The sequence below is a fragment of the Streptomyces sp. NPDC004629 genome (assembly GCF_042873595.1).
Lineage (GTDB): Bacteria > Actinomycetota > Actinomycetes > Streptomycetales > Streptomycetaceae > Streptomyces.
The window spans coordinates 122580-146888 of record NZ_JBIALO010000001.1 but is presented as its reverse complement, the minus strand read 5'-3'; the positions used below and the strand labels follow the sequence as shown (position 1 = coordinate 146888).

General features: G+C 70.0%; 21 protein-coding genes and 1 riboswitch. Of the genes, 13 read left to right on the top strand and 8 right to left on the bottom strand.

All coding sequences use genetic code 11. The features are described from left to right. Positions 1–13 precede the first annotated feature (13 nt). Positions 14–1561: a M23 family metallopeptidase gene (locus ACFYTE_RS00685; RefSeq protein ID WP_388702953.1), complete on the top strand. Its 1548-nt coding sequence runs from the start codon at positions 14–16 to the stop codon at positions 1559–1561. Between the two features lie 76 nt (positions 1562–1637). On the opposite strand, the gene pcrA is transcribed toward ACFYTE_RS00685, so the two are convergent. After that, complete coding sequence (pcrA, locus tag ACFYTE_RS00680) at positions 1638–4127, bottom strand: DNA helicase PcrA (RefSeq protein WP_388702950.1); 2490 nt, start codon at positions 4125–4127, stop codon at positions 1638–1640. 262 nt (positions 4128–4389) lie between these two features. After that, positions 4390–4561, top strand: a riboswitch (cyclic di-AMP (ydaO/yuaA leader). 8 nt (positions 4562–4569) lie between these two features. Between pcrA and ACFYTE_RS00675 the strand changes: the two genes are divergently transcribed. Both ACFYTE_RS00675 and ACFYTE_RS00670 read left to right on the top strand, forming a co-directional pair. Continuing rightward, a complete protein-coding gene (locus ACFYTE_RS00675) occupies positions 4570–5784 on the top strand; it encodes an NlpC/P60 family protein (RefSeq protein ID WP_388702948.1) in 1215 nt (404 codons plus the stop codon). 131 nt (positions 5785–5915) lie between these two features. Beyond that, on the top strand, positions 5916–6890 hold the full coding sequence (locus tag ACFYTE_RS00670) for a tellurite resistance/C4-dicarboxylate transporter family protein (RefSeq protein ID WP_388702945.1): 975 nt from the start codon (positions 5916–5918) through the stop codon (positions 6888–6890). Between the two features lie 12 nt (positions 6891–6902). Here the strand turns inward: ACFYTE_RS00670 and ACFYTE_RS00665 are convergent, their stop codons facing one another. Beyond that, positions 6903–7256 carry a hypothetical protein gene (locus ACFYTE_RS00665; protein WP_388702943.1) on the bottom strand — a complete coding sequence of 118 codons (354 nt, stop codon included), beginning with the start codon at positions 7254–7256 and terminating at the stop codon, positions 6903–6905. Positions 7257–7558: 302 nt separating this feature from the next. On the opposite strand from ACFYTE_RS00665, the gene ACFYTE_RS00660 reads away from it, so the two are divergent. Continuing rightward, positions 7559–8626 (top strand): NlpC/P60 family protein, encoded by a 1068-nt coding sequence (locus ACFYTE_RS00660; RefSeq protein ID WP_388703971.1) that lies wholly within the window; start codon positions 7559–7561, stop codon positions 8624–8626. Positions 8627–8651: 25 nt separating this feature from the next. Here the strand turns inward: ACFYTE_RS00660 and ACFYTE_RS00655 are convergent, their stop codons facing one another. Together ACFYTE_RS00655 and ACFYTE_RS00650 are read right to left on the bottom strand one after the other, a co-directional pair. Then, positions 8652–9395, bottom strand: coding sequence for a LuxR C-terminal-related transcriptional regulator (locus tag ACFYTE_RS00655; RefSeq protein ID WP_388702941.1), 744 nt, complete (start codon positions 9393–9395; stop codon positions 8652–8654). After that, positions 9392–10687 (bottom strand): PspC domain-containing protein, encoded by a 1296-nt coding sequence (locus tag ACFYTE_RS00650; RefSeq protein ID WP_388702938.1) that lies wholly within the window; start codon positions 10685–10687, stop codon positions 9392–9394. The genes ACFYTE_RS00655 and ACFYTE_RS00650 overlap by 4 nt, the downstream gene beginning before the upstream one ends. 180 nt (positions 10688–10867) lie before the next feature. Here ACFYTE_RS00650 and ACFYTE_RS00645 point away from each other — a divergent pair, with 180 nt between their 5' ends. The 7 genes from ACFYTE_RS00645 to ACFYTE_RS00615 all read left to right on the top strand — a co-directional run bounded on the left by ACFYTE_RS00645 (position 10868) and on the right by ACFYTE_RS00615 (position 17443). After that, positions 10868–12325, top strand: coding sequence for a PspC domain-containing protein (locus tag ACFYTE_RS00645; protein WP_388702935.1), 1458 nt, complete (start codon positions 10868–10870; stop codon positions 12323–12325). Next, entirely contained in the window at positions 12312–12536 is a 225-nt protein-coding gene (locus ACFYTE_RS00640; RefSeq protein ID WP_388702932.1) for a hypothetical protein, read from the top strand. Before ACFYTE_RS00645 ends, ACFYTE_RS00640 begins: the two co-directional genes overlap by 14 nt. A 256-nt stretch (positions 12537–12792) precedes the next feature. After that, positions 12793–14340, top strand: a complete 1548-nt coding sequence (locus tag ACFYTE_RS00635; RefSeq protein ID WP_388702929.1) for a recombinase family protein — start codon at positions 12793–12795, stop codon at positions 14338–14340. A 300-nt stretch (positions 14341–14640) separates the two neighbouring features. Then, positions 14641–14850, top strand: a complete 210-nt coding sequence (locus tag ACFYTE_RS00630) for a hypothetical protein (protein WP_388702927.1) — start codon at positions 14641–14643, stop codon at positions 14848–14850. Then, positions 14834–15355: a DUF6879 family protein gene (locus ACFYTE_RS00625; RefSeq protein WP_388702926.1), complete on the top strand. Its 522-nt coding sequence runs from the start codon at positions 14834–14836 to the stop codon at positions 15353–15355. Before ACFYTE_RS00630 ends, ACFYTE_RS00625 begins: the two co-directional genes overlap by 17 nt. A gap of 3 nt (positions 15356–15358) precedes the next feature. Next, a complete protein-coding gene (locus tag ACFYTE_RS00620) occupies positions 15359–16189 on the top strand; it encodes a helix-turn-helix domain-containing protein (RefSeq protein ID WP_388702924.1) in 831 nt (276 codons plus the stop codon). Positions 16190–16858: 669 nt separating this feature from the next. Beyond that, complete coding sequence (locus tag ACFYTE_RS00615; RefSeq protein WP_388702921.1) at positions 16859–17443, top strand: recombinase family protein; 585 nt, start codon at positions 16859–16861, stop codon at positions 17441–17443. Positions 17444–17459: 16 nt separating this feature from the next. On the opposite strand, the gene ACFYTE_RS00610 is transcribed toward ACFYTE_RS00615, so the two are convergent. Next, a complete protein-coding gene (locus ACFYTE_RS00610) occupies positions 17460–17993 on the bottom strand; it encodes a DoxX family protein (RefSeq protein ID WP_388702918.1) in 534 nt (177 codons plus the stop codon). A 224-nt stretch (positions 17994–18217) separates the two neighbouring features. Further along, positions 18218–19495 carry a hypothetical protein gene (locus ACFYTE_RS00605; RefSeq protein WP_388702915.1) on the bottom strand — a complete coding sequence of 426 codons (1278 nt, stop codon included), beginning with the start codon at positions 19493–19495 and terminating at the stop codon, positions 18218–18220. A 189-nt stretch (positions 19496–19684) separates the two neighbouring features. Here ACFYTE_RS00605 and ACFYTE_RS00600 point away from each other — a divergent pair, with 189 nt between their 5' ends. Then, positions 19685–20569, top strand: coding sequence for a DUF4429 domain-containing protein (locus ACFYTE_RS00600; RefSeq protein ID WP_388702912.1), 885 nt, complete (start codon positions 19685–19687; stop codon positions 20567–20569). Positions 20570–20611: 42 nt separating this feature from the next. Here ACFYTE_RS00600 and ACFYTE_RS00595 read toward each other — a convergent pair whose 3' ends face one another. Continuing rightward, positions 20612–21412: a class II aldolase/adducin family protein gene (locus tag ACFYTE_RS00595; protein WP_388703969.1), complete on the bottom strand. Its 801-nt coding sequence runs from the start codon at positions 21410–21412 to the stop codon at positions 20612–20614. A 138-nt stretch (positions 21413–21550) separates the two neighbouring features. Here ACFYTE_RS00595 and ACFYTE_RS00590 point away from each other — a divergent pair, with 138 nt between their 5' ends. Further along, entirely contained in the window at positions 21551–22015 is a 465-nt protein-coding gene (locus ACFYTE_RS00590; protein ID WP_388702909.1) for a pyridoxamine 5'-phosphate oxidase family protein, read from the top strand. Between the two features lie 108 nt (positions 22016–22123). Here the strand turns inward: ACFYTE_RS00590 and guaA are convergent, their stop codons facing one another. After that, positions 22124–23704, bottom strand: a complete 1581-nt coding sequence (gene guaA, locus ACFYTE_RS00585; RefSeq protein ID WP_388702907.1) for a glutamine-hydrolyzing GMP synthase — start codon at positions 23702–23704, stop codon at positions 22124–22126. Positions 23705–24309: the final 605 nt, after the last annotated feature.

The following is a 24309-nucleotide window of genomic DNA, read 5'->3' as shown; positions in this document are numbered from 1 at the left end:
GAAAGAGAAGTTGGTGAACGACCGTCACCCGTCGGGGACCCTGACCACCCCGACTCCGGCTTCCGAAGCGGCCTCGGCGCACTACGCGTCCCACGGCGCACAGGAAGCCCAGTACGGCGACTTCACCACGTACGGCGGCTACGACGCCAACGGATTTCCGTCTGGCGCGCAGGCCACCGCGGCCTTCGACGCCGACCCACTCTTCGGCAATCTCCCGGGAGAGGCCGGGGCCACCGGCGGGTACGACAGCACGCACTGGTCGACGGGGGCCAACGCCACCGTGAACTACGACTCGTATGCGGCGCAGCACCAGGCCGTGTACGACAGCGGTGCCTACGACGCCACGGCGTGGACATTGCCGCAGCAGGGCTCATCGCCCGAGACCAGCGGTCAGTGGGACTCCGGCGCCTGGCTCCAGGCCGACCAGGCCGGCCGGCCTGGCGGTGCCGACCCGACCCAGCAGTGGGAGTGGGGCACCCAGGCGTTCGACACCGGCGCGTACGACGCCACGCAGTGGAACTCCGACGGCGCCGAGTCCGAGCAGCGGGCCGAGCCCTTCGACCAGCACACGACCGGCACGTTCGAGCAGACCTCGTACGAAGCGAACGCCTACGAAGCGCATTCCTACGAGGAGAACGCGTACGAGCAGAACACGTACGACGAAGCCGGCTATGAGGACGCAGCGCAGGCCGCCTACGAGGAACGCGCCCCGGAAGAGGGCGAGTCGGCCGCCACCGGTGAACTGCCCGCGGCGATGCCGCTGCTCGACGACCAGGAAGAGGTCACCCCGGCGCCCGTTTCGCGCACGGGCTCGCGCGCCGCGGCCCGCTCCCGGCGCCGCCCGCCCCCCAAACGCTCCGCGCTGCTGACCATCGCCGTGCCCTCGGCCTGTGTGATGGGGGTCGCCGGAATCGCCGCCGCCTCGGTGGGCGGTCTGACCGACGACGGCACGGACACCACCGCCTCCGCCTCCGATGCGACGCCGGTGAAACCGTCGGCCGCCAACAACAAGCTGGACACCCAGCTCGAAAGCCTCTCCGCCGGCGCCGACGACTTCGCCGACCGGGCCAGCCGCACGCAGGAGCGCATCGACCTCAAGGCCCAGCAGGACGCCGAGAAGAAGAAGGCGCAGGCCGAGGCGGCGCTCCGGGAGCGGCTGCGCCCCAAGTTCGCGATCCCGGTCGCCCAGCACGGGCTCAGCGCCTACTTCGGCCAGGCCGGCGTGAACTGGATGTCCGTGCACACCGGTATCGACTTTCCCGTCTCGTACGGCACGACGGTGCTGGCCGCGACGGACGGCACCGTCCGCACGGAGTGGAACAGCGCCTACGGCAACATGATGATCGTGACGGCGAAGGACGGCACGGAGACGTGGTACTGCCACCTCTCCAGCTATCGGGTCGTCTCCGGTACGTCCGTCAAGGCCGGGCAGCCGATCGCGTACTCCGGGAACTCGGGCAACTCCACCGGTCCGCACCTGCACTTCGAGGTGCGCCCGGCCGGCGGCTCGGCGATCGACCCGCTGCCGTGGCTGCGCAGCCACGGACTCGACCCGACGTAAGCACCGCCGGCCCACTCACTGGCTCAAGGTCCCGTCCGCGGGCCCCCGCCGGTCGGCAGGGGCCCGACTCAAGGGACTACAGCTTCTCCACCGGCGCGTACCGCAGCAGCAGCCGCTTGGGCTTCGAGTCTCCGAAGTCGATCGTCGCCTGGGCCTTGTCCCCCGTGCCCGCCACGGCGACGACCGTGCCGAGCCCGAACTGGTCGTGCGTGACCCGGTCGCCGACGGCCAGGGAGACCACCGGCTTCTCCGACGTCCTGCGCGTGGCGAACCCGGACGCACCCGCCACGGAGGAGCGGGAGCGGGACGACGACAGCGACGCCGCGATGCCGGATGCCGGTCCGGACGACACGGGCGCCGTGGCTCCCGTCCGCTTCCACTCCAGGTGGGCGGCCGGGATCTCCTCCAGGAACCGCGACGGCGGGTTGTACGAGGGCTGGCCCCAGGCGCTGCGCATGGTGGACCGGGTGAGGTAGAGCCGCTCCCGCGCGCGTGTGATGCCGACGTACGCCAGGCGCCGCTCCTCCTCCAGTTCCTTGGTCTGGCCGAGGGCGCGCATGTGCGGGAAGACGCCGTCCTCCATGCCGGTCAGGAAGACCACCGGGAACTCCAGGCCCTTGGCGGTGTGCAGGGTCATCAGGGTGATGACGCCGTCGCCCTCCTCCTCGTCCGGGATCTGGTCGGAGTCGGCGACCAGCGCGACCTGCTCCAGGAAGTCGGCGAGCGTGCCTCCCGCGGCCGTCTCTCCCTCACCCCGCTCCTGCTCGAACTCCAGGGCCACGGAGGCGAGTTCCTGAAGGTTCTCGATCCGGGTCTCGTCCTGCGGGTCGGTCGAGGCCTGCAACTCGGCGAGGTAGCCGGTGCGTTCGAGCACCGCCTCCAGGACGGTCGCCGGGCCGGCACCGGACTCGACGATCGTACGCAGCTCCTCCATCAGCACGTTGAACCGCTGGACGGCGTTGGTGGACCGGGCGGCCATGCCGTACGCCTCGTCCACGCGGCGCAGCGCCTGCGAGAAGCTGATCTTCTCGCGCTGCGCGAGTGCGTCGATCATCGCTTCGGCGCGCTCGCCGATGCCGCGCTTGGGCACGTTCAGGATGCGGCGCAGCGGGACCGAGTCCTCCGGGTTGGCCAGCACCCGCAGGTAGGCGAGGACGTCCCGGACCTCCTTGCGTTCGTAGAAGCGGACTCCGCCGACGACCTTGTAGGGCAGGCCGACGCGGATGAAGATCTCTTCGAAGACACGGGACTGGGCGTTGGTGCGGTAGAACACGGCGACATCGCCGGACTTGGCCTCGCCCGCGTCGGTCAGCCGGTCTATCTCGTCGGCGACGAACTGTGCCTCGTCGTGCTCGGTGTCCGCGACATACCCGGTGATGGTGGCGCCCGCGCCCGCGTTGGTCCACAGGTTCTTGGGGCGGCGGGACTCGTTGCGCTCGATGACGGCGTTGGCGGCGGACAGGATCGTCTGCGTGGAGCGGTAGTTCTGCTCCAGGAGGATCGTCGTCGCGTCCGGGTAGTCCTCCTCGAACTGGAGGATGTTGCGGATGGTCGCGCCGCGGAAGGCGTAGATCGACTGGTCGGCGTCGCCCACGACACACAGTTCGGCGGGCGGCAGGTCGTGCTCGCCCGGCGGCACGTCCACCGGGTGCTCGGCGGTCCCGACGAGTGCGCGCACCAGGGCGTACTGCGCGTGGTTGGTGTCCTGGTACTCGTCCACGAGCACATGGCGGAAGCGGCGGCGGTAGTGCTCGGCGACGTCCGGGAAGGCGCGCAACAGGTTGACCGTCGTCATGATCAGGTCGTCGAAGTCGAGCGCGTTCGCCTCGCGGAGACGGGACTGGTAGAGCGCGTACGCCTGGGCGAGGGTCTTGTCGAATCCCTCGCTCGCCTGGGCGGCGAAGTCCTCCTCGTCGATCAGCTCGTTCTTCAGGTTGGAGATCTTGGCGCTGAAGGACTTGGGCGGGAAGCGCTTCGGGTCGAGGTCCAGGTCGCGGCAGACCAGGGCCATCAGACGCTTGGAGTCGGCGGCGTCGTAGATCGAGAAGGACGAGGTGAAGCCGAGGCGCTTGCTCTCACGGCGCAGGATGCGCACGCACGCGCTGTGGAAGGTCATCACCCACATGGCGTTGGCGCGCGGGCCGACGAGCTGCTCGACGCGCTCCTTCATCTCGCCCGCGGCCTTGTTGGTGAAGGTGATCGCGAGGATCTGCCCCGGGTGCACCTTGCGCTCCGCCAGCAGATGGGCGATGCGGTGCGTGAGCACCCGGGTCTTGCCGGAGCCGGCGCCGGCCACGATGAGCAGCGGGGAGCCCGCGTGCACGACGGCGGCGCGCTGGTTGTCGTTCAGCCCGTGCAGGAGCGCGGCCGGGTCGATGACCGGCCGTGGGGCGCCGTTGCCGTAATAGGAGTCCCGGTCCGGGGGCACGTCGAACTTCCCGCCGAACAGATCGTCCGGAACCGGCTCCGGAGCGTGATCGTCCTCGGGCGGCGGCGGGGGCTCCTCGTCCTGCCCGCGGGGGGCTTGGAGGTCCGCCAGGAAGCTGTCGTCAAAGAGGCTGCTCATCGCTCTCCGAGTCTAGGCCGCGCCACCGACAACCCGCCGCCGCCCCGGGAAGATGGCCCGGTTCCTGCGGCGGGTCCGGTTCCGGGCGCAGGCCGCGCAAACCGCTCACCGTACGGAATCGCCCTGTCACCCAGACGGCATCCCCCCGGCAGGTCACGAAAATGTATCGGGCATATCACCCATCAACCTTCACAGGCGCCACACGAGTTGGCTACCGTGCCGGGCAGGCCGTACGACCCCCACCGGCGAACGTCGCCGGGCCGTACGGCCACCGCCGAGTCCGGCGCGCCCGCATGGTGCGCGGAGCCGGGGACCCACACCGACCTTGGGGTGAATCGGCCCAACCCCCGCGCGGGGAACGGCCGTAGGGCAACCCTTCCGAACCACCCGCCCGAACCCGACAGCTAACTCGGTAGGCGGAGCACGGAAGGAGTCGCCTTTCTTGGCGTCGCATCGCAAGTCGCGCTCCGCGGGTACCCGCGCGGCCGGCATACGGACCCCCGCCCTGGCCACCGCCGCCCTCACCTCCGTGGCCCTGCTCTCCCAGACGGCGAACGCCGCCCCCACTCCCGACGGCGACCGGCCGAGCGTGGAGGAGGTGCAGCGGAAGGTCGACGACCTGTACCGGCAGGCCGAGTCGGCGACCGAGAAGTACAACGCGGCCAAGGAGAAGACCGGCAAGCAGCGCAAGCAGGTCGACACCCTCCTGGACGACGTCGCCCGGCGCACGGGCCGGCTCAACAAGGCCCGTGAAGAACTGGGGGCGTTCGCCGCCGCGCAGTACCGGACGGGGGCCGCCGCCCCCGACACCGCCACCTTCCTGCTCGCGGACACCCCGCAGGACTACTTCGACCGGTCCCAGCTGATGAACCGGCTGACCTCGCGTCAGAAGTCCGCGGTCGACGACTACGTCACCGAGCAGTCGGCGACCATGAAGAAGCGGCGGGAGGCCACGAAGAGCCTGGAGACGCTCACCGAGTCGCAGGACGAACTCCAGACCGCCAAGGCCACCGTCCAGAAGAAGCTCTCCACCGCGCGCCAGTTGCTGTCCAAGCTGTCGGCGGAGGAGAAGGCACGGCTCGCGGCGATCGAGAAGCGCAAGCAGGAGGAGGCCGCGCGGAAGGCGGCCGAGCTGGCCAAGCAGCAGGCGGAGCAGGCGGCGGCCCGGCAGGAAAGCGACGCGTCGAACTCCACGGACTCTTCGTCGTCTTCGTCGTCTTCGTCGTCTTCGTCGTCTTCCCCATCCTCCTCTTCCTCCCCTTCCTCCTCTTCTTCGTCCTCGTCCGGCTCCGCCTACGCCACCAAGGCCGAGAAGGCGATCGCGTTCGCCCGCGCGCAGATCGGCAAGCCGTACGTCTGGGGTGCCACCGGACCCGACTCCTACGACTGCTCGGGGCTCACCCAGGCCGCCTGGAAGGCAGCGGGCGTCAGCCTGCCGCGCACCACCTACAGCCAGGTCGAAGCCGGCACCACGGTCGCCCTCACCAACGCACAGCCCGGTGACCTGGTCTTCTTCTACGACGACGTCAGCCACGTGGGTCTCTACATCGGCAACGGCATGATGATTCACGCCCCGAAGCCGGGCGCCTACGTCCGCGAGGAGTCGATCTACTACGCCGGGGATTCGATCATCCACAGTGTGGTACGGCCGGCCTGACCCGGTCGGGCTCGCGTCCACGCGCGCGTGGACGCGTTCGCGTCCCGCCGTGTCCCGCGCCCGCGCGTTTTTGCTACGTACGCGCGCGTGCCACGCCGTCGGTGCGCCCGGTGCTCCCTAGCATCGGGCGCATGCCCGGCACCTCACCCCTTCGCGCCTGGTGGGCGCAGCGTCCGCCGGCGGCCGGTGCCGCCGTGATGGCGACCGGCATCGTCTCGCTGGGGCTGCACCTGACCGGGTACGAGACCCTGTCCCTGATCGCCCTGGCGCTGGGCTGTGTCGCCTGGCTGGCGCTCGCCGTGGACTTCGTCGCGGGTGTGCTGCGCGACCGTAAGCGGTGGCTGGCCGGGGCGCGGACGCCGGGCGCGCTCACCGCCGTGGCCGCGACGACGGTGCTCGGCACCCGAATCTCCGTGCTCGGCGGGCACACCCTCGCCGCGGCGTTGCTCGCGCCGGCCGCCGTGCTCTGGCCGGTGCTGCTGTTCCTCGTCGGACGGGGCCTGCGGCGGCGGATGCCCGGTGCGGTGTTCTTGATCTGCGTGGCCACGCAGGGGCTCGCCGTGCTCGGCGTCACCCTGGCCGCCGCGGAGTCGACGGCGTGGCTCGCGCACACGGCGCTGGTGCTGTTCTGGCTGGGGCTGGCGCTGTATCTGGTCGCGCTGGCCCGGTTCGACGCCCGGCAGGTGCTCGGCGGGGCCGGGGACCACTGGGTGCTGGCCGGCGCGCTCGCCATCTCGGCACTGGCCGGGGCGAAGCTGATCACCGCCGGCGGCCCGGCGCTGTATCTGTGGAACGAGGACGACCAGGACGTCCTGCACAGCGTGACCGTGGGGCTGCTCGCCCTCGACCTGGCCTGCTACGTCGTCCTGGTGCTCGCGGAGGTGGTCCGGCCCCGCCCGCGCTACGACGTGCGCCGCTGGTCGACGGTGTTCCCGATGGGGATGACGGCGGTGGCCTCGCTGGCCGGGGCGTCGGCCGTCGGCACGCCGTGGCTGTGGGGCCTCGGACACGTGCTGCTGTGGGTCGCCGTCGCGGCCTGGCTGGCGGTGGCCGCGGGCGCGGTCGTGACGGCGCGCGCCGGGATCAGGGCAGCGGGCCGCGCCTGACGTGGTCGTACGTCACGTCCACAGCACGGCGATGAAGACGTTCGCCGTGGTCAGCAGGCCCACCACGCCGAACAGGCGCTTGTCGACCCGCTCCTCGTCCCGCTTCACATAGACCAGTCCGAGGATCACGATCAGCAGGGCCAGCTTCACGCCGATCTTGATGTTGTTGACGTGGTGGTCGTCGGCCTGGTTGAGGCCGACCAGGATCGCCCCGGTGACCAGCATGGTCAGCGCGCCGTGCAGCATGGCGGGGACGAACCGGGCGGTGCCCTGGCCCATCGCCTTCATCTGGGTGAGGAAGCCGCCGAGGAGGCAGGCGATGCCGATGATGTGCAGGCCGACGAAGAGGTGGGTGAGTACGTCCATGGCCCCGGAGCCTAATCAGGGGCCCCGGGGCCGACGGCCACCGGCCCCCGGGTGACCGGCGCCCCCATAGCACCCCGGGGGCCGCGCACGCCCCGGAAGTGCCGCTTCGGTCAACGCGTCACGCGAAGGCGGCGGCTCCGCGCCGGAATCGCGGTCACATACGGTCACCAGCCGCTCCGCCGCTGCCAGTTCCGTACATTCCGTTACCGACCCGTCACCATCGGCCCTAGCGTCCTCCACCAGCGACCGGCTCCCCGCGCCGGACGCGGCAACCGCACCCAGGAAAGGACGTGACGGTCGAGGTGGCAGCGCACCGCAAGCCCCGGCACCGCCCGCTCGGCGGCAACACGGCCCGGACGGCCGCCACCCTGGCCCTGGCGGGCGCGGCGACGGCGACGGCCTTCGACGGCACCGGGCATGCCGAGCCGGAGCTGACACCGGCCGAGGTCGAGGCCAAGGTCGACAAGCTGTACCAGGAGGCGGAGGTCGCCACCGAGAAGTACAACGGGGCGAAGGAGAAGGCGGACACGGCGCAGCGGCGATTGAAGTCCCTCCAGGACGAGACGGCCCGCAGGCAGGTACGGCTCGACTCGGCGCGGAACGCGCTGGGCAAGGCCGCGGCGGCGCAGTACCGCAGCGGCGGCCTCGACCCCGCCGTCCAGCTGGCGCTCTCCGACAACCCGGACCGGTTCCTGGAGGGGACCGCGTTCGCCCAGCGGGCAGGCGACCGCCAGTCGGCGGCGGTGGCACGGGTACGGAAGCAGCTCGGGGAGATCGAGCGGCTGCGCGGCGCCGCCCGGATCGAGCTGTCCTCGCTGCGGTCCCGGCAGGCCGAGCTGAAGCGGCGCAAGGAGACGATCACGGAGCGGCTGGGCGCGGCCCGGCAGCTCCTGGACCGCCTGTCGCCGGCGGAGCGGGCCCAGGTCACGGCCGACGGCGGCACCGGCGGCCATGCCTCGCGCGCCGCCGCGGCGGACGGGCGCACCGCCCTGCCGGCCGCAGGTCCGGCCGCGGCACCCGGCTCCCGCGCGGCGGCCGCCGTGGCGTACGCCTACCAGAAGCTCGGCAGCCCCTATGTGTGGGGCGCGACGGGCCCGCACGCGTTCGACTGCTCGGGCCTCGTCCAGGCCGCCTACCGCTCGGCCGGCATCTCCGTGCCCCGCACGAGCTACGCCCAGATCGGCGCGGGCCGACGCGTCTCCCGCTCCCAACTGCTCCCCGGCGACCTGGTGTTCTTCTACTCCGGCATCAGTCACGTCGGGATCTACGTGGGCAACGGGCAGATGATCCACGCCCCGAACCCGTCCGCGCCGGTGCGCCTGGCCCCGATCGACCAGATGCCGTTCGCGGGGGCGACCCGGGTGGCGTGAGAAGCGCCCCCGGAGCCGGCCCGGCTCACACCAGCCGGCGTGCCGTCGCCCAGCGGGTCAGTTCGTGGCGGTTGGACAGCTGGAGCTTGCGCAGCACCGCCGAGACATGGGACTCGACGGTCTTCACCGAGATGAAGAGCTGCTTGGCGATCTCCTTGTACGCGTAGCCGCGGGCGATGAGGCGCAGCACCTCCCGTTCGCGCTGGGTGAGCCGGTCGAGGTCCTCGTCGACGGGCGGGGCGTCGGTGGACGCGAAGGCGTCGAGGACGAAGCCGGCCAGCCGCGGGGAGAAGACCGCGTCGCCCTCCTGGACACGGAAGACGGAGTCGACGAGGTCCGTGCCGGTGATCGTCTTGGTGACGTAGCCGCGGGCGCCGCCGCGGATCACCCCGATCACGTCCTCCGCCGCGTCCGACACGGACAGCGCGAGGAACCGCACCGGCCGCTCGGTGTCGGCCATCAACGCGGCGCAGCGGCGCAGCACCTCGACCCCGCCGCCGCCCGGCAGATGCACGTCGAGCAGCACCACCTCGGGCCGGGTCGCGGTGATCACCGTGACCGCCTGGTCCACGTCCGCCGCCTCGCCGACGACCTCGACACCGGTCTGCTCGGTCCGGCCGATCTCGGCCTGCACTCCGGTGCGGAACATGCGGTGGTCGTCGACGAGGACCACGCGTACGCGACGCTCGCCCGCGCCGTCGGCGGGCCCGTCCTGTCCGGCCGGCTCCGCCGCCCCCGCCGTACCGTTCGCCTCGGTCGGGTCGCTCATGACGTCTTCTCCGCCCTCTCCATCTCCAGCTCGACCTCCGTGCCGCCGCCCGGCACCGCGCGCAGCCGCGCCGTGCCGCCGTTGCGTTCCATGCGGCCGATGATCGATTCTCTGACGCCCATGCGGTCGGCGGGTATCGAGTCGAGGTCGAAGCCCGGACCGCGGTCACGGACGGACACGAAGACCGTCCTGCCCTCCACTTCGGCGTAGACCTGAACGGCGCCGCCCTCGCCACCGTACTTGGCCGCGTTGACCATCGCCTCGCGCGCGGCCTGCATCTGGGCCGCCGTCTTCTCGTCGAGCGGGCAGTCGCCGACCACCACGACCTCGATGGGCACGCCGTGCTTGTCCTCCACCTCCGCGGCGTTGCGCCGGACCGCGTCGGCGAGGGTGGCCGGCTCGTCCTCCTCGTCCTTGCCGGTGCCCTCCGGCTTGTACAGCCAGGTGCGCAGGTCGCGTTCCTGGGCGCGGGCCAGGCGACGCACCTCGCCGGCGTTCTCCGCGTTGCGCTGGATCAGGGTGAGGGTGTGCAGCACCGAGTCGTGGACATGCGCGGCGACCTCGGCGCGCTCCTGGGCGCGGATGCGCATCAGGCGTTCCTCGGACAGGTCCTGGGTCATACGGACCAGATAGGGGCCGGCGAGCAGGGTGATGCCGACGATGACGGCGAGCGCGGCCTCCAGGACGGAGCCGAGGTGGGCGGCGGAACCCTGCAGGACGAAGATCCCGGAGACGCCGGCGGTGACGAGCAGCACACCGGCGCCCCCGCGCAGCAGCCTGAGGGTGCGCCGGCGGCTGCCGACCTCGACCCAGCGGGCCCGGCGGGCGTTGTCCGCCTGGCGCCAGACGAGGGCGACGCCCGCGGCGACGAGGACCGCGGGCACGAGATACGCCTTGGCCCCGCCGCCCAGGTTGACGTTGCTCACGAAGACCATCGCCACGACGACCATGAGGAGCAGCGCGACGATCTGGCCCTTGTCCGGTTTGCGGGCCACAAGCCTGCGGCGGCCGTCCGGCGCGGTCTCGGCGCCGACCAGGGACGGCGGTTTCTGGCAGCCGACGCCGCCGACGCCGAGCGGGACGAAGAACCAGAACGCGGCGTACAGCAGCGCGCCGAGGCCGTCGGCCATGAGCAGGCCGACGAAGACGAGCCGCACCCAGACCACGGGCAGCCCGAGGTGCCCGGCGAGCCCCCGCGCGACGCCACCGAGCCAGCGGCCGTCGCCGCTGCGGTAGAGCTTGCGCGGCGGCCGCGGTTCGACGGGGGGCGCTGCTGCTGCGGCTTCCGGCATGCCATCGATGGTCACACGGCCACGGGTGCGGGTCATCAGGGTCCACCCGGAGACGCCCCTGATCTTCACAGCTCCGGCCGTGGTGCCCGCGATCCCCGGTCTCGACTCAGGGCCGATATCAGGGTTCGGCCAGGGTCGATCCGGCTGCCCTCGCGGCGGCCGTGCCGTCACCATGGACGCATGACGGATCACGACCACGCCGCGACGGGCCCGGGACCCCGCCCGGACCCGGGCTCCGGGCCGCCGGGCGCCGCGCCCGGCGCGGCCGGCGCGCCCGGCACCAAGGGGTCGCGCGACGACGCGGGCACGCCCGGCGCCGACCGCACGACGGGCGAGGGCGCCGGGCCACTCGTCGGGGACGGCGTCCAGCCCCTGCGCGCGTTCCGGCGCGACCGGCAGCACCGGGTGATGGCGGGGATCTGCTCCGGGCTCGGCCGGCACACCGACATGGATCCCGTGATCTTCCGGATCACCCTGGCGGTGCTGGCCGCGAGCGGGGGCATCGGGCTCATCTTCTACGGGTTCGCCTGGCTCTTCGTGCCGTACGACGACGAGGAGGAGAACGAGGTCCGCAAGCTGCTGACCGGCCGGGTCGACGGACAGGCCCTCGCGGCCGTGCTGTTCGCGCTGGTCGGCTGCGGCGTGTTCCTGACGATGCTGAGGAACGGCGGCGTGCTCACCTTCGGCGTCGTCCTCTCCCTGCTGCTGGCGGGCGCCGGTTACTGGTCCCAGCGGCGCGGTGCCCCCGACCCGGATCCGCTGGCCGCCCAGGCGGTCGCCGACGCCCCGCCGGAACCCCAGGCGCCGCCCGCCCCCACCGCGTATCCGTCCTGGTGGCGCGACCCCATCGTCAAGGACGGCTCGCACGTGGGCGGCACCGGCTATCTGTGGGGACCCGAAACCGCCGCCGACCGCGAGCCGGCCGGGGCGCTCCGCTTCGGGCCCGGAGTGCCCCGGGGCGACGCCCGCGGGCCGCGCACCGCGCCGCACCGGCCGCGCGGCCCCCGCTGGATCGGCGGCTGGGTCTTCCTGCTCGCGCTGCTGGCCGGCGGCCTGGGCACCGGACTGTCGTGGGACCGGCAGCCGCTCGGCATCAGCCTCCAGATCGGGCTGTCCTGCGCGCTCGCCGTCTTCGGACTAGGCGTCGCGGTCAGCGCGTTCCTGGGGCGCACGGGAGCCGGTTCGGTGTTCCTGGCCCTCGTCACGGCGGCGCTGCTCGCCGGTTCGACGCAGCTGCCCAAGGATCTCAGCACCCACTGGCAGCGGGCGTCGTGGCAGCCCGCCGCGGTCGCGGAGGTACGGCCCAAGTACGACCTCGGGACCGGCGTGGGCACCCTGGACCTGACCGGGGTCCGGCTCGCCGACGGCCAGACCCTGGCGACCAGTGCGCAGGTGGGCGTGGGCCGGCTGCGGCTCGTCGTGCCCGCCGACGCGACCGTGCGGCTGAGCGTCGGGGTGGGGGTGGGCGACATTCAGTTGCCCGGCGAGGACAAGAAGGACGTGGACGTGGCGCCCGGCAAGCACAAGACGGTGACGCTGTCGCCGACGACGACAGGCAAGCGCGGCGAGGGCGGCACCATCGACGTCGACCTCCAGGTCGGCATGGGACAGGCGGAGGTCAGCCGTGCTGCGTCATGAGTTCCAGCCGGGCCGGCTGGTCGCGGGCGTCTTCCTCACCGCCACGGCCGTGGCGTACGCCGGCGACGCGGCCGGCCTGTGGCAGACCCCCTGGTTCGCGGCAATCCCCCTGACCGTGGGCGGCCTGTCCCTGGCGGGAGCGGCGGCCCTGCTGACCCGAACCCTGAGAGCCAGACGCCCAAAGCCCCCCACCACAAAGAAACCGACCTAGCAAAAACGCGCCCCAAAGGGGCGCGGGGCTGTATCGACTTGCGGCTCCGCCGCGCGGGCGCGACCAGCCCCAACGCACCCGCAGCAAACCGACGACACAAGGCCCCCGCCCCTCACCGGCCAACCCAGCGGAGCTACCGGCGGCGATTTCGCAGCGCCGCGTCCAGGGAGAGGTACGGCGCGCCGGCCAGGACGAGGGGGAGGCCATCAGGTAGGCGAGGTCACTTGCGTATCAGTGTTGTAGGGTCACATGGGCCATGAAGCCTGTGCGAGTACTGATCGCCCTCAGGATCAGCAACGAGACCGACGCGTCCACCTCACTGGAGCGGCAACTCCAGGACTGCACGGCCTACGTGAACGAGAGGCAGCATCTCGGGTGGCAGGTGGTGGGAGTAGCCAGAGACGCCCACATCTCCGCTACCAAGTCACATCCCTTCGAAAGACCGGAACTCGGGGAGTGGCTGAACAACCGGGCTCCAGAGTTCGACCTGTTGCTGTTCTGGAAGATGGACCGGTTCGTCCGCAAGGTCGTCGACATGCAGGACATGATCAAGTGGGCGACTGCACACGGCGGCAAGGCCTTGGTTTCGGTCAAGGAACCCGTGCTCGACATGGTCGGCCCCTTCCGGCACGTCATCATCGACCTGTTCGCGGCCATCGCCGAGACCGAAGCTCAGAACATCTCCATGCGAGTCAAGTCGTTCCAGAGCTACGCCAAGTCGAAGAACGTCTGGGCCAAGGGAAATCCGCCCTACGGCTACGAGTCCTTCCGTGACACCGACGGCGCGATGAGGCTTCGAGTTCGGGAGAATCAAAGGCAAGTCATTCAGGAGATGTACAAGCGAGTAGTCGAGGACGGAGACCCCTACTCGACCATCTGTGACGACTTCAACGCCAGAGGAATTCTCTCTCCTGCGGGCGAGAGGATGTCGGAGCGTCGAAAGAAAAACGGCACATCCATGCCTGTATGGCGGAGCCGTACCATCACGAACATCCTGAGGTCAGAAACCATCCTCGGCTGGAAGTGCGAAGAGGTGAAGGTTCCCGGCAAGAAGTACGGGGTATCGCAAGCCATCCTCACTTCCGAAGGGAAGATCCGGATGGCAGACCCCATTCTCAAGGACGATGAATGGGCGAAGCTCCAGGACGAGATGAACGGGCGCCCCAGTGCCGCCCGTCGCTCCACGAAGAACACGACCGCCTATCGCGGAGTTGTGCTCTGCGGCGGATGCGGCAGGAACCTGTACCTCTTCAACCCCGAGCGGCAGCAAGGCAAGCCGGTGTACCGATGCAACAAGTCAGCAAATCGGGAGTCCTGCGGCAAGGGGTACGCCTTCCGGGCCGAGAAGGTGGAGGAACTTGTCGAGACGATGATCCTCGGAACCATCGGAGACTTCCCGATGCATGAACGCCACTACGTCAAGGGGTCGAACAACTCTCAGAGGCTGAAGGAGATCGAGGAGTATGTGACGGAACTCCAGAGGTCCATCCGCCCTGGCGGTAAGAACTCATCGGGATTCGCGAAGAAGGCAACGGAAGAAGAGATTGCAGCTCTCTACGAGGAACATGATTCCCTGGCGGCCGAAGGAGACAAGCCGGACAGGTATGAGTACCGGGACACCGGGGAGACCTTCCGTCACATGTGGGAGAGGAACAAGGGAAATGAAGCCGAGAGGACACGTCACCTGCTGAAGGCAGGAATCACTATCCAGCTGCATCCACTCACCAAGGGAGTCTCCAACACCACCGACTTCGGAGCAGAGGTGGATCTAGGGAATCGAAGTGAGCCATTCACTATTCACTGACCCAGGGGCATCCCTCTCGAAGGGGATGCCCACTAGTACTAGTGACATCTAGAGACTCTTATCCGTGGGGGGTATATACAACCCCCCACAATAAATAAGTACGTGTCCTTCACGGATGTCCGGGACAGAACTCACAAGAGTGAGAGCAGGGTCACATGGCGACCGGGAGAGGCTCCGGAGCCCCTCAAGATCCTTTATTCCGCAACCGGAATAGTCCCGAGTCGGCATGGACGAGGAACAACAGCCTACGTAGCGTCGATCAGCAAGGGCCTCACCAGAGGCCGCAGACAAGGGGGCACCATGGCACGTGAGGAACTGATCCGTCTCACCGGCAAGTTCGACGGACCCAACTGCGATGACGACGACTGCCCGAACGTCTACCGCACGGCAAGCGGCTCCATCGTGGTACAGGGAGGTGTCTCCACGGCCTTCCAACCGCCCGAGGGTGAAGCCTTGGTGGAGATCCCCGAAGCGGTACTCAGGGAGGCTGTACGTGCTCTTGGATGGTGATGAGTGGCGCAGGACGTTCGACGCCTTCCAGCACGACGCCTGGCGGTTCGAGGCTCAGCCCACGTACACCATGCCCAAGGAGACAGAGAACGTTGCTCGGTTCCTTCGAGGGGAGCCCAAGCCCGCCGTCCACAACTCCCGCTGGCATGAGCGCGTTCACGGCTACGTGGCATCGGGCCGGAAGATAGGGCGAGTACGGGTCGTACGGCAGCCATTGACGGACTATCAGCGATACCAGTTCGCTTGGGGAATCCCCGGCAACATCCAGGCCGGGGAGGATATCCGTGTTCTGGATGCCACACACGGCGACTACGGCCTGCCACTCTCAGGAACCGATTGGTGGATGTTCGACGAGACCCAAGTGGTCCACCTCAACTTCCGACCGGACGGGACGCAGATCAACCGTGAGCTGTTCGCTGGAGACATCACTCCGTATCTGGAATGGAAGCGCATAGCTCTGGCCCACTCCGTCCCGTTCTTCGAGTACGTGAAAGAAGCCGAGTGACGAGTGACGTTCGAGCCTGAGCAGCTAGGACAGTCAAGGACTGATCTGGCAGAAAAGCTCCGTGAGTTGCGTAAGCGAGCCGGTCTCACAGGAGATCGGCTCGCACGGCGCTGCAACATGTCTCAGAGTCAGATCAGCATGTTCGAGACCGGTAGGAAGACACCGACGCTGGTCGACGTTGAACGCATCCTACGAGCCCTGGACGCTCCCCCTGATCTGATCACGGAGATCACCGCTCTTGCTCGAATCGCCAACACGGAGTGGCAAGACAAGCGCTCTTCCTGGCGCAGAGGGATGGAGAAGCGCCAGACGGAGTTGGCCTCACTGGAGTCCGAAGCAACGGAACTCAGATACTTTCTGCCAGCGATGATCACGGGCCTGTTGGCGACACCGGAATACATCCGCGCCAGCCTGAGCCATACACCTGGCGACCCTTCCAAGACTGTTGCCAAGAAGCTGGATCGTCAGGCCGTCCTCTATGACGCGGCGAAGACGTTCACGTTCCTCCTCACGGAACAGGCAATCAGGTGGGCGGTCGTCCCACATTCTGCCCTGGCCGTTCAGATTGGCCGCCTCATGTCGCTCTCCCACCTTCCCAATATTCGTATGGGAGTTATCCCGTTGGGGACGGTGATATCACGGGGGCCGATGAACACCTTTACGGTCTATGACGACCGGTTGGCCACGGTCGAGAACTTCACCGGTCGCATGGTATTTCGTGATCCCCGTGACGTCTCTGAGCACCTCGCCGTCTTTACCTCGTTCGAGCGATACGCTCTATTCGGTGGCGAAGCAAGGGAGTTGCTTGGGCAGTGCGCAGACCATTACCGATGATCTTTAGTCGGGAACGGGAATGAAAGGCCTAGTACCGCTCGACACACGGCACCATTACCCAAGCGAAGGGGAGCCCCAGAGAGAGGCCATGGCATGAGAGCGACGGCACCGGCAGAGAAGACCGACGCAAGCCAGTGGGAATACGTCACCTACGCTCCACGGGGTGAGATCTGCCCTGCTTGCCTGAAGGCCATCGCACCGCTTGAGAGGGTGCACCGGGGGTCCATCGAGCGGCAGTCGGGAGCGCCCTTCGTGGTGTACCGGCACCTCAAGTGCCCGACGGAGTAACCACCATGCTGTGCACTCCTGCCCCAGCGATGCCCATCACCATGGTTGCCGCATGGCGGCGCAAACACGGCCAAGAGGCCACCAGCCCCAAGCCTGAGGAGAAGCAGCCTCAGCACGCCCCAACGGGGCGCAGCAGGCCCTGAAACCCGTACAGGGCCGAAGGAACCTGCCCCTGCGGTCCATGCGGCAGAGCTCTCGATGCATTACCCCGGGGGCACTTCGAAGCTCACCAGAGGCAAGCTCAGGGGGTGTCTCACAAACCTTGGTTTACGAGACAGGGAGCAGCAGGGGCCACGGAGCCCCCAAGGGGCGTTCAAAACCCGTCTCACAACCCGCGTGATCATCTTGACGTTATGAGACGAGATTTGAGACAGTGGAGCCATGGCAACGCCCATCACCACTGGCCACCTCATCGGCTATGCCCGCGTCTCAACTGACGACCAGGAAGCACAACTTCAGAGGGATGCACTGACAGAGGCTGGATGCTCTCGGATCTTTGAGGACAAGGCATCCGGCAAGAATACTGACCGCCCTGAGCTAGGAGCCGTGCTCGACTATCTCAGGGAGGGTGACACCCTCATCGTCTGGAAGCTGGACAGGCTAGGAAGGTCCCTCATCGACCTTGTGAGCATCGTGGACGGCCTGAGAGAACGCGGCATCGGCTTCAGGGTGCTCACAGGGGCTCTCAGCGCCGTTGACACCACCTCTGCGGATGGTCGGCTCTTCTTTCAGATCATCGCCGCCATGGCGGAGTTCGAACGCTCTCTCATCAAGGACAGGACCAAGGCCGGACTGGCAGCCGCCAAGGCTCAGGGGCGCGCTGGAGGGCGGCCCACAGTCATCACCGATGACCTCCTTGTCGCGGCCAAGACCAGGAAGGCGAAGGGCGAGAGCGTCAGCGCCATAGCAAAGGCTCTGGGCGTCTCCAGGGCAACTCTGTACCGACACCTACCCGATGGCGCCTAGAAGGAACCCTGGACGGTCACCAGGCCCCAGCTTGGTTCCGTCCTCGCCGTCGGGCCCTGATCAGGGCATCCAGCGACCAGTAGGGCGCCCCTGCCAGCACCAGAGGCACCCAGCAAAACATGTACGGGAGATCGTTGCCGTAGTAGTACGGGGTCGTGGCCCAGCTGACCGTCAGCCACAGGCTGAGCGAGATCAGCGCGCCGCCGAGCGCGGCCAGCCGGGTGAGCAGGCCGACGAGGACGCCGATGCCGACGGCGACTTCGCCGAGGGCGATGGCGGTGCCGAAGCCGACGGGGTTCTTCAGGGCCAGGTCGACCAGGGCCGGGATCGCCGCGGAGTCGCGGACCGCGCGCATGGTGTCACCGATGGAGCCGGACCCGCCGGACTTCAGGAACGCGCTGTCGGTCAGCTTGTTCAGGCCGGCGTAGATGAACGTGACGCCGAGGAAGACGCGCAGGGGCAGCAGAGCGTAGTGGGTGGCGGTCTCTCGCCACCCACTACGGCGGTCGAGGTAGGACGTGTGCATGTCCGAGCGAATGCCATGATTCATCGCAGAACGCCGCCTCTCACCCGGGTGTCGATCCCACCAGACCATACGTATGACAAACGGGAACCGTTCAATCCCCTCCCCGACCATTTTCCGGGTTCGGCCGGACGCGTGCACGCCGGTCGTCCCGCACCGACCGGCCTCCCTCATCGACCGGCCTCCCTCATCGACCGGCCTCTCTCATCGACCGGCCACCCACATCACTCTGGTCACTCAGATCGCTTCCGTCACTCCGTCACCTCGACCACACAGCGGTTGGTCGCCACCCCCGCCGCGGTGACCACCTGCACCTCCACCGACCCCGGCTCCACCTCCGCCGGCACCGGAACCCTCAGCACCCCGTCCGTCGGATTGCTGAATCCGCCGGCGACGGGCACCAGCGGCACATGCACGTTGACCGCGCCGATGCGGACGACCATGCGGGACAGCCGGTCGGCGCTCTGGGCGCCCGGCGGGACGAAGCCGGCGCCGCGGATCTCGATGTCGTCGCCCGTTCGGATCGGCCCGTCCAGATCGCCGGCCTCGCGGGCCCGGACCACGGAGAGGATCAGCGGGCGCCCGCCCTCCGCGTACTTGCCGGCCAGATAGGTGGCGGCGGACACCAGGACCAGCACGGCCAGCCCCCAGGGCAGGTCGGGCAGTTGGTCGGGGCGGCGGGCGAGCCGTACCGCGGCGAACGCCAGGGCCACCGCGCCGATCACGACGTACTGGATGTCGGCGAACGTGCCCCGGCCCGCGTCGTCGGTCAACAGGTCGGCCGCACGCGGCCGGTGCGCCGGGGCCTTCTGCAGCCGCTGGGCGAGGATGCGCAGGCCCACCACCCGCCGGACGAGCACGGCGATCCCGCAGACCACGGCGAGCACGGTCACCACGCCCGCCCCGCGGGCCAGTTCGAGACCTGAGATCAGCGCGTCACGCTCGGCGGGGTCGGAGGCCGCGGCAAGCCGGCCCGCCAGGACGAGGACCGCGTACGCGACGAACAGCACCCAGGCCGCCGCGACGGTACGGGAGGTGGACAGTCGGTTGTCCTCACCGATGACCGGGGCCAGCGCTCCGCCCCAGGCCCGGTGGAACCAGGAGGCGGCGGTCAGCGCGCAGGCCACCACCAGCGCGGCGAGCAGCCCGGCGGTGCGCGCGCCGGTCCAGCCCGCGCCGATCGCCGTCAGCGCCTGGACGAGCAGCAGCAGGACGACGGCCGCCCACAGGACGCACAGCGTGTGCCGCCACAGCCGGGCCAGCCAGGCCGCACCCTCCGCCCGGCCGCGCTCGGCCACGGCCTCGGCCGCCTGCGTCAACTCCTCGGAGACCCACTGGCGGGAGGCGGACGCCGAGTGCGCCACCGCCACCGGCAGACCCCGTCCGGCCGCGAACTCATCGCGTTTGAGGAGGAATTCGGCGACCGCCCGGCGGTGCCCCGCGCGCGCCCCGTGCGGACAGTCCCTGCAGGTGCAGCCGCCCTCGTGGACGGCCGTAGCCGCGCCCTGCCCCGCCTGCTGCACCGCCACGCCCGATGCCCGCCTTCCCCGCGACCCGCGGCGCGGCCTGCGCCCCCCTTGGGGGCTTGTCCGTCACCGCGCAACTCCCTTGTATCGACTGCGAATTGTGCCCTATGCCAGCCGGGCCGCCGTCGGCAGGTGCGGTGACCGGGGGTGAGGTGAGACCCGGTGTGTTGACCCGGCTGCGAGAATGTGCGTATGGCCGAGATCATCCAGCGTGACGGGGCCTGGGCCTTCGACGGCAGCACGGTCAGGATCACGCCGGGACGGCACCGCTCCGTGCCGCTCTTCCGGCAGACGTACGGGGAGATCGCCGTGCCCCTGGAGGCCGTGTCGGGGGTGGTCTACGAGCCCGAACGCAGGCGCGGACGGCTGCGATTACGGCTGCGTGAGGGAGCCGATCCGCTGTTGCAGGCCACCGGTGGCCGGCTGCCGGACACGGCCGACCCGTACCGGCTGGACGTGGACGCTGACCGGGCCGGGGTCGCCGAGTACGTCGCCGAGGAGATCCGGCACGCGCTGCTGCTCGACGAGATCCCGCAGGAGCCCGCCGGGGCCTATCTGTTGCCCGGACCGCCGGTGCCGGTCTCGGTGCGCTCCTCCGACGGGACGGTCTCCTTCGACGGCGGCCAGGTGCGCATCGACTGGGCCGACACCTCCGACCGGGTCAAGCGGGCCACCGGGCCCCGCATGATCGGCATCGGCGACCTGGTGCAGGTGGAGTGGCTGCCCAACTCCGGCCACGAGGACGGCTTCCTGCGCTTCGTGACCCGCGAGACGCTGTTCTCCAAGCTGCCGCCGGAGCGTGACCCGTACGCCCTCGACCTGTGGGGCAGCGCCCGCCGCGATCTGCTCACCGCGCTCGTGGCCGCCGCGGTGACCGCCCGGCTGCCGCATCCCTCCACCCGGGCCGGTGCCGAGTACGCCGACCGGCCACGGCCGGTGGCCGCGGTGCCCCCGCAGGCCGACCACCACGACGTACTGCTGCGCCGGCTGCGCGAGTTGGGCGCACTGCACCGGGACGGCGTGCTCACGGACGAGGAGTTCACCCGGACGAAGGCGGCCGTGCTGCGCGGCTTCTAGTACGGTCCGGGCGGCGAGCGGCTCCGGTTCGGCCGGTTCGGGCTAACTGAGCAGGTCCGGCTCGCTGCGGCTGATGTCCTGCCAGAGCGGCTGGTAGTTGATCCAGGCCACCAGGTCGCCGCCCAGTTGCTCGCGGGTCGCCGCCGCCAGTCTGTGGTCGATCAGAACGGGCCGGCCGGCCGCCTTCGCCGTCAGCTGCACCTGGCAGGAGCGCTCCATCGACAGAAACCACCAGGCCGCCGCGTCCACCGAGTTGCCGACGGTGAGCAGCCCGTGGTTGCGCAGCACGAGCGCCTTGCGGCTGCCCAGCGCGGCCGCTATCCGGCGGCCCTCCTCGGCGTCCACGGCGACGCCGGTGTAGGCGTCGTAGAGGGCGTGGTCCTCGTAGAAGGCGCAGCTCTCCTGGGTGATCGGGTCGAGCAGGTCGCCGAGCGCGGCCAGCGCCCGGCCGTGCACGGAATGGCAGTGGGCGACCGCGACGACATCGGGCCGGGCGGCGTGCACCTGGACGTGCACGGTGAACGCGGCCTGGTTGACGTGGTAGCGGCCCTCGATGACCTGCCCGTCCTGGTTGGCCAGGACGAGATCGCTGACGGTGACGTGCTTGAACGGCATCCCGAACGGGTTGACCCAGAAGCAGTCGGAGAACTCCGGGTCGCGCGCGGTGATGTGTCCCGACACCCCGTCCTCGAACCCGGACCGCCCGAAGATCCGCAGCGCGCCGGCGAGCCGTTCCTTTCGATGCCGTCGTTCGGCGTCGAGCGAGTCGTGCATCGGCGGCATCGCGAACTGCAACCGGTCGGTGGGCAGCGGCAATGGCGGGGTGGGGGTCGGCCCGTGCACAGGTCCTCCAGCACTGGGTTGCGTCACGGGGCGGAAGTTACCGTCGGTCAGCGCAGGAGAACAGAGAAGTTGCGCAAAGATGACGTCCGCAAGGGAAACCCGACAGGAGATGTCGGGTATCGCCGTGAGAGTGGGCCCATGAACTGGGCAGCACTCAGCACCGCCGCACCCGACCTCGCGCAGACCGCCGAGCGGCGGTTCGGCGCGTTCCGCCATCATGTCCTCGCCACCCTGCGCAGGGACGGCTCCCCGCGCACCAACGGCCTGGAGGTCCGCTTCCTGCACGGCGAGCTGTGGCTCGGCATGATGCCGCACTCGCTCAAGGCCCTCGACCTGCGACGCGATCCGCGCTTCGCGCTCCAGGCCAACCCCGGCTCCGGCACGGACCTGGGCGGCGGCGACATCCGGATCGGCGGACGCGCGGTGGAGGTCGAGGATCCGGAGCTGAAGGGGGCGTATGTGAAAGAGGTGGAACCGCCGCAGCCGTTCCACCTCTTCCGCGCCGAGTTGACCGAGGTCGTGCGGACCTACGTCGAGGACGACACCTATCTGGTCACCGAGGTCTGGCAGCCCGGCCGGCCCCTGCGCACCCTCAGACGCTGAACGCTCCGCCGGCCGGGCCGCGCCGCGCCGTCGGCCGGCTGCGGCTCCGTCGTGGCCGGCCGCGCAGGTCCCCGCGCCCCTTCGGGCGCTGCCCGCGCCGTCCGGGACTCACTCCCACTCGATGGTGCCCGGCGGCTTCGAGGTCACGTCGAGCACGACCCGGTTGACGTCACGCACCTCGTTGGTGATGCGGGTCGAGATCCTCGCGAGGACGTCGTACGGCAGCCGCGACCAGTCGGCGGTCATCGCGTCCTCGGAGGACACCGGCCGCAGCACGATCGGGTGACCGTAGGTGCGGCCGTCGCCCTGGACGCCGACGCTGCGCACATCCGCGAGCAGCACCACAGGGCACTGCCAGATGTCACGGTCGAGGCCGGCCGCGGTCAGCTCCTCGCGGGCGATGGCGTCGGCCTCGCGCAGCAGGTCGAGGCGTTCCTTGGTGACCTCGCCGACGATGCGGATGCCGAGGCCGGGGCCGGGGAAGGGCTGCCGCTGCACGATCTCCGCGGGCAGGCCCAGTTCCTGGCCGACCATCCGGACCTCGTCCTTGAACAGCTTGCGCAGCGGCTCGATGAGCTGGAACTCCAGGTCCTCGGGGAGGCCGCCGACGTTGTGGTGGGACTTGATGTTGGCGGTGCCGGTGCCGCCGCCGGACTCGACCACGTCCGGGTAGAGGGTGCCCTGCACCAGGAACTCCACGGCCGGGCCCTCATCGGCGATGATCTCCGCCTGGGCCTGCTCGAAGACCCGGATGAACTCACGGCCGATGATCTTCCGCTTCTCCTCGGGGTCGCAGACCCCCTTGAGCGCGGTGAGGAAGCGCTCCTCGGCGTCGACGACCTTCAGCTGGACGCCGGTGGCGGCCACGAAGTCCTTCTCCACCTGCTCGGTCTCGCCCTTGCGCATCAGGCCGTGGTCGACGTAGACGCAGGTCAGCTGGGGGCCGATGGCCCGCTGGACGAGCGCGGCGGCCACCGCGGAGTCCACGCCGCCGGACAGGCCGCAGATCGCCCGCCGGTCGCCGACCTGCGCGCGGATCGCGGCGACCTGCTCCTCGATCACATTGCCGGTGGTCCAGGACGGGGTGAGGCGCGCGCCGCGGTACAGGAAGTGCTCCAGCACCTGCTGGCCGTGCGTGGAGTGCATCACCTCGGGGTGGTGCTGGACGCCGTACAGCCGCTTCTCGTCGTTCTCGAAGGCGGCCACCGGGACGACGTCCGTGGAAGCCGTGACCGAGAAGCCCGCCGGGGCGGCGGAGCAGGCGTCGCCGTGCGACATCCACACGGCCTGCTCGGCGGGGGTGCCCTCGAACAGGGTGGAGGACGGCTTGGAGACATGCAGTTCGGTGCGGCCGTACTCACGGGCACCGGTGTTGTCCACCGTGCCGCCGAGGGCCTGGGCCATCAGCTGGAAGCCGTAGCACATGCCGAACACGGGGACGCCCGCCTCGAACAGCGCGCGGTCCACGGTCGGGGCGCCCTCCTCGTACACCGACGAGGGGCCGCCGGAGAGGATGATCGCCGCGGGGTTCTTGGCGAGCATCTCGGCGACCGGCATGGTGCTCGGCACGATCTCGCTGTAGACCCGCGCCTCGCGGACACGACGGGCGATGAGCTGGGCGTACTGCGCACCGAAGTCGACGACCAGGACGGTGTCGGGGGTGGCGGCAGCGGGAGTCGCTGATGACACGGGGTGCCTTCCGGCGGGTCGGGCGGGGGTCTGTGGTTACCGATTCTAACGGGGGGCCGCAGCACACCTCGCCGCATCCAACCCCCCACACCCCCTGAACCCAGCCCCGCGCGCGCCCACCGCCTCACCCGCACACCCCGCCGCCCGACCACCAACGACCCACGCACCCTCCACACCCGCCGCCGTCCGCGGCCCGCCGACCGCCGCCTCACCGGCTGTCCACCGACCGACCGCCCCGGCCCGCACCCACCCCCCTCGCCCGCCCGACCATCCGCGGGCCACCGCTCACCCTCCGCCTCACCGGCACGCGCCCGCCACCCGCCGCCCGCCCGACCGTCGGCGAGCCCGCCGCCCGACCGTCGCTCTCCCGCGCGCCCTCCACCAGTCCCGCCCGTCGACCTTCCGCTCGCCCGCCCAAGGCCCGCCCGCGTCCCGCCGCCCGGCCTGCTCGCCCCGACCCGCGCCCACGCACTCGTTCACCCGCCCGCCCGCGGCCCACCGGCCGCCCCGCCGACCCCGCCCGACGACCCCCCGCCGTCCGACCGGGTGTCGGGGCGTTTGGTCGGTTTCGGGGGGCGTGCGCCTGCTGGTCGGGCGTTCGTGCG

Excerpts from the sequence above, each read along its gene's own strand:
- pcrA (WP_388702950.1), bottom strand. The coding sequence starts at position 4,127 with ATGAGCAGCCTCTTTGACGACAGCTTCCTGGCGGACCTCCAAGCCCCC.
- ACFYTE_RS00670 (WP_388702945.1), top strand. The coding sequence starts at position 5,916 with ATGCCCGGCACCTCACCCCTTCGCGCCTGGTGGGCGCAGCGTCCGCCG.
- ACFYTE_RS00665 (WP_388702943.1), bottom strand. The coding sequence starts at position 7,256 with ATGGACGTACTCACCCACCTCTTCGTCGGCCTGCACATCATCGGCATC.
- ACFYTE_RS00655 (WP_388702941.1), bottom strand. The coding sequence starts at position 9,395 with ATGAGCGACCCGACCGAGGCGAACGGTACGGCGGGGGCGGCGGAGCCG.
- ACFYTE_RS00650 (WP_388702938.1), bottom strand. The coding sequence starts at position 10,687 with ATGCCGGAAGCCGCAGCAGCAGCGCCCCCCGTCGAACCGCGGCCGCCG.
- ACFYTE_RS00645 (WP_388702935.1), top strand. The coding sequence starts at position 10,868 with ATGACGGATCACGACCACGCCGCGACGGGCCCGGGACCCCGCCCGGAC.
- ACFYTE_RS00635 (WP_388702929.1), top strand. The coding sequence starts at position 12,793 with ATGAAGCCTGTGCGAGTACTGATCGCCCTCAGGATCAGCAACGAGACC.
- ACFYTE_RS00630 (WP_388702927.1), top strand. The coding sequence starts at position 14,641 with ATGGCACGTGAGGAACTGATCCGTCTCACCGGCAAGTTCGACGGACCC.
- ACFYTE_RS00615 (WP_388702921.1), top strand. The coding sequence starts at position 16,859 with ATGGCAACGCCCATCACCACTGGCCACCTCATCGGCTATGCCCGCGTC.
- ACFYTE_RS00610 (WP_388702918.1), bottom strand. The coding sequence starts at position 17,993 with ATGAATCATGGCATTCGCTCGGACATGCACACGTCCTACCTCGACCGC.
- ACFYTE_RS00600 (WP_388702912.1), top strand. The coding sequence starts at position 19,685 with ATGGCCGAGATCATCCAGCGTGACGGGGCCTGGGCCTTCGACGGCAGC.
- ACFYTE_RS00590 (WP_388702909.1), top strand. The coding sequence starts at position 21,551 with ATGAACTGGGCAGCACTCAGCACCGCCGCACCCGACCTCGCGCAGACC.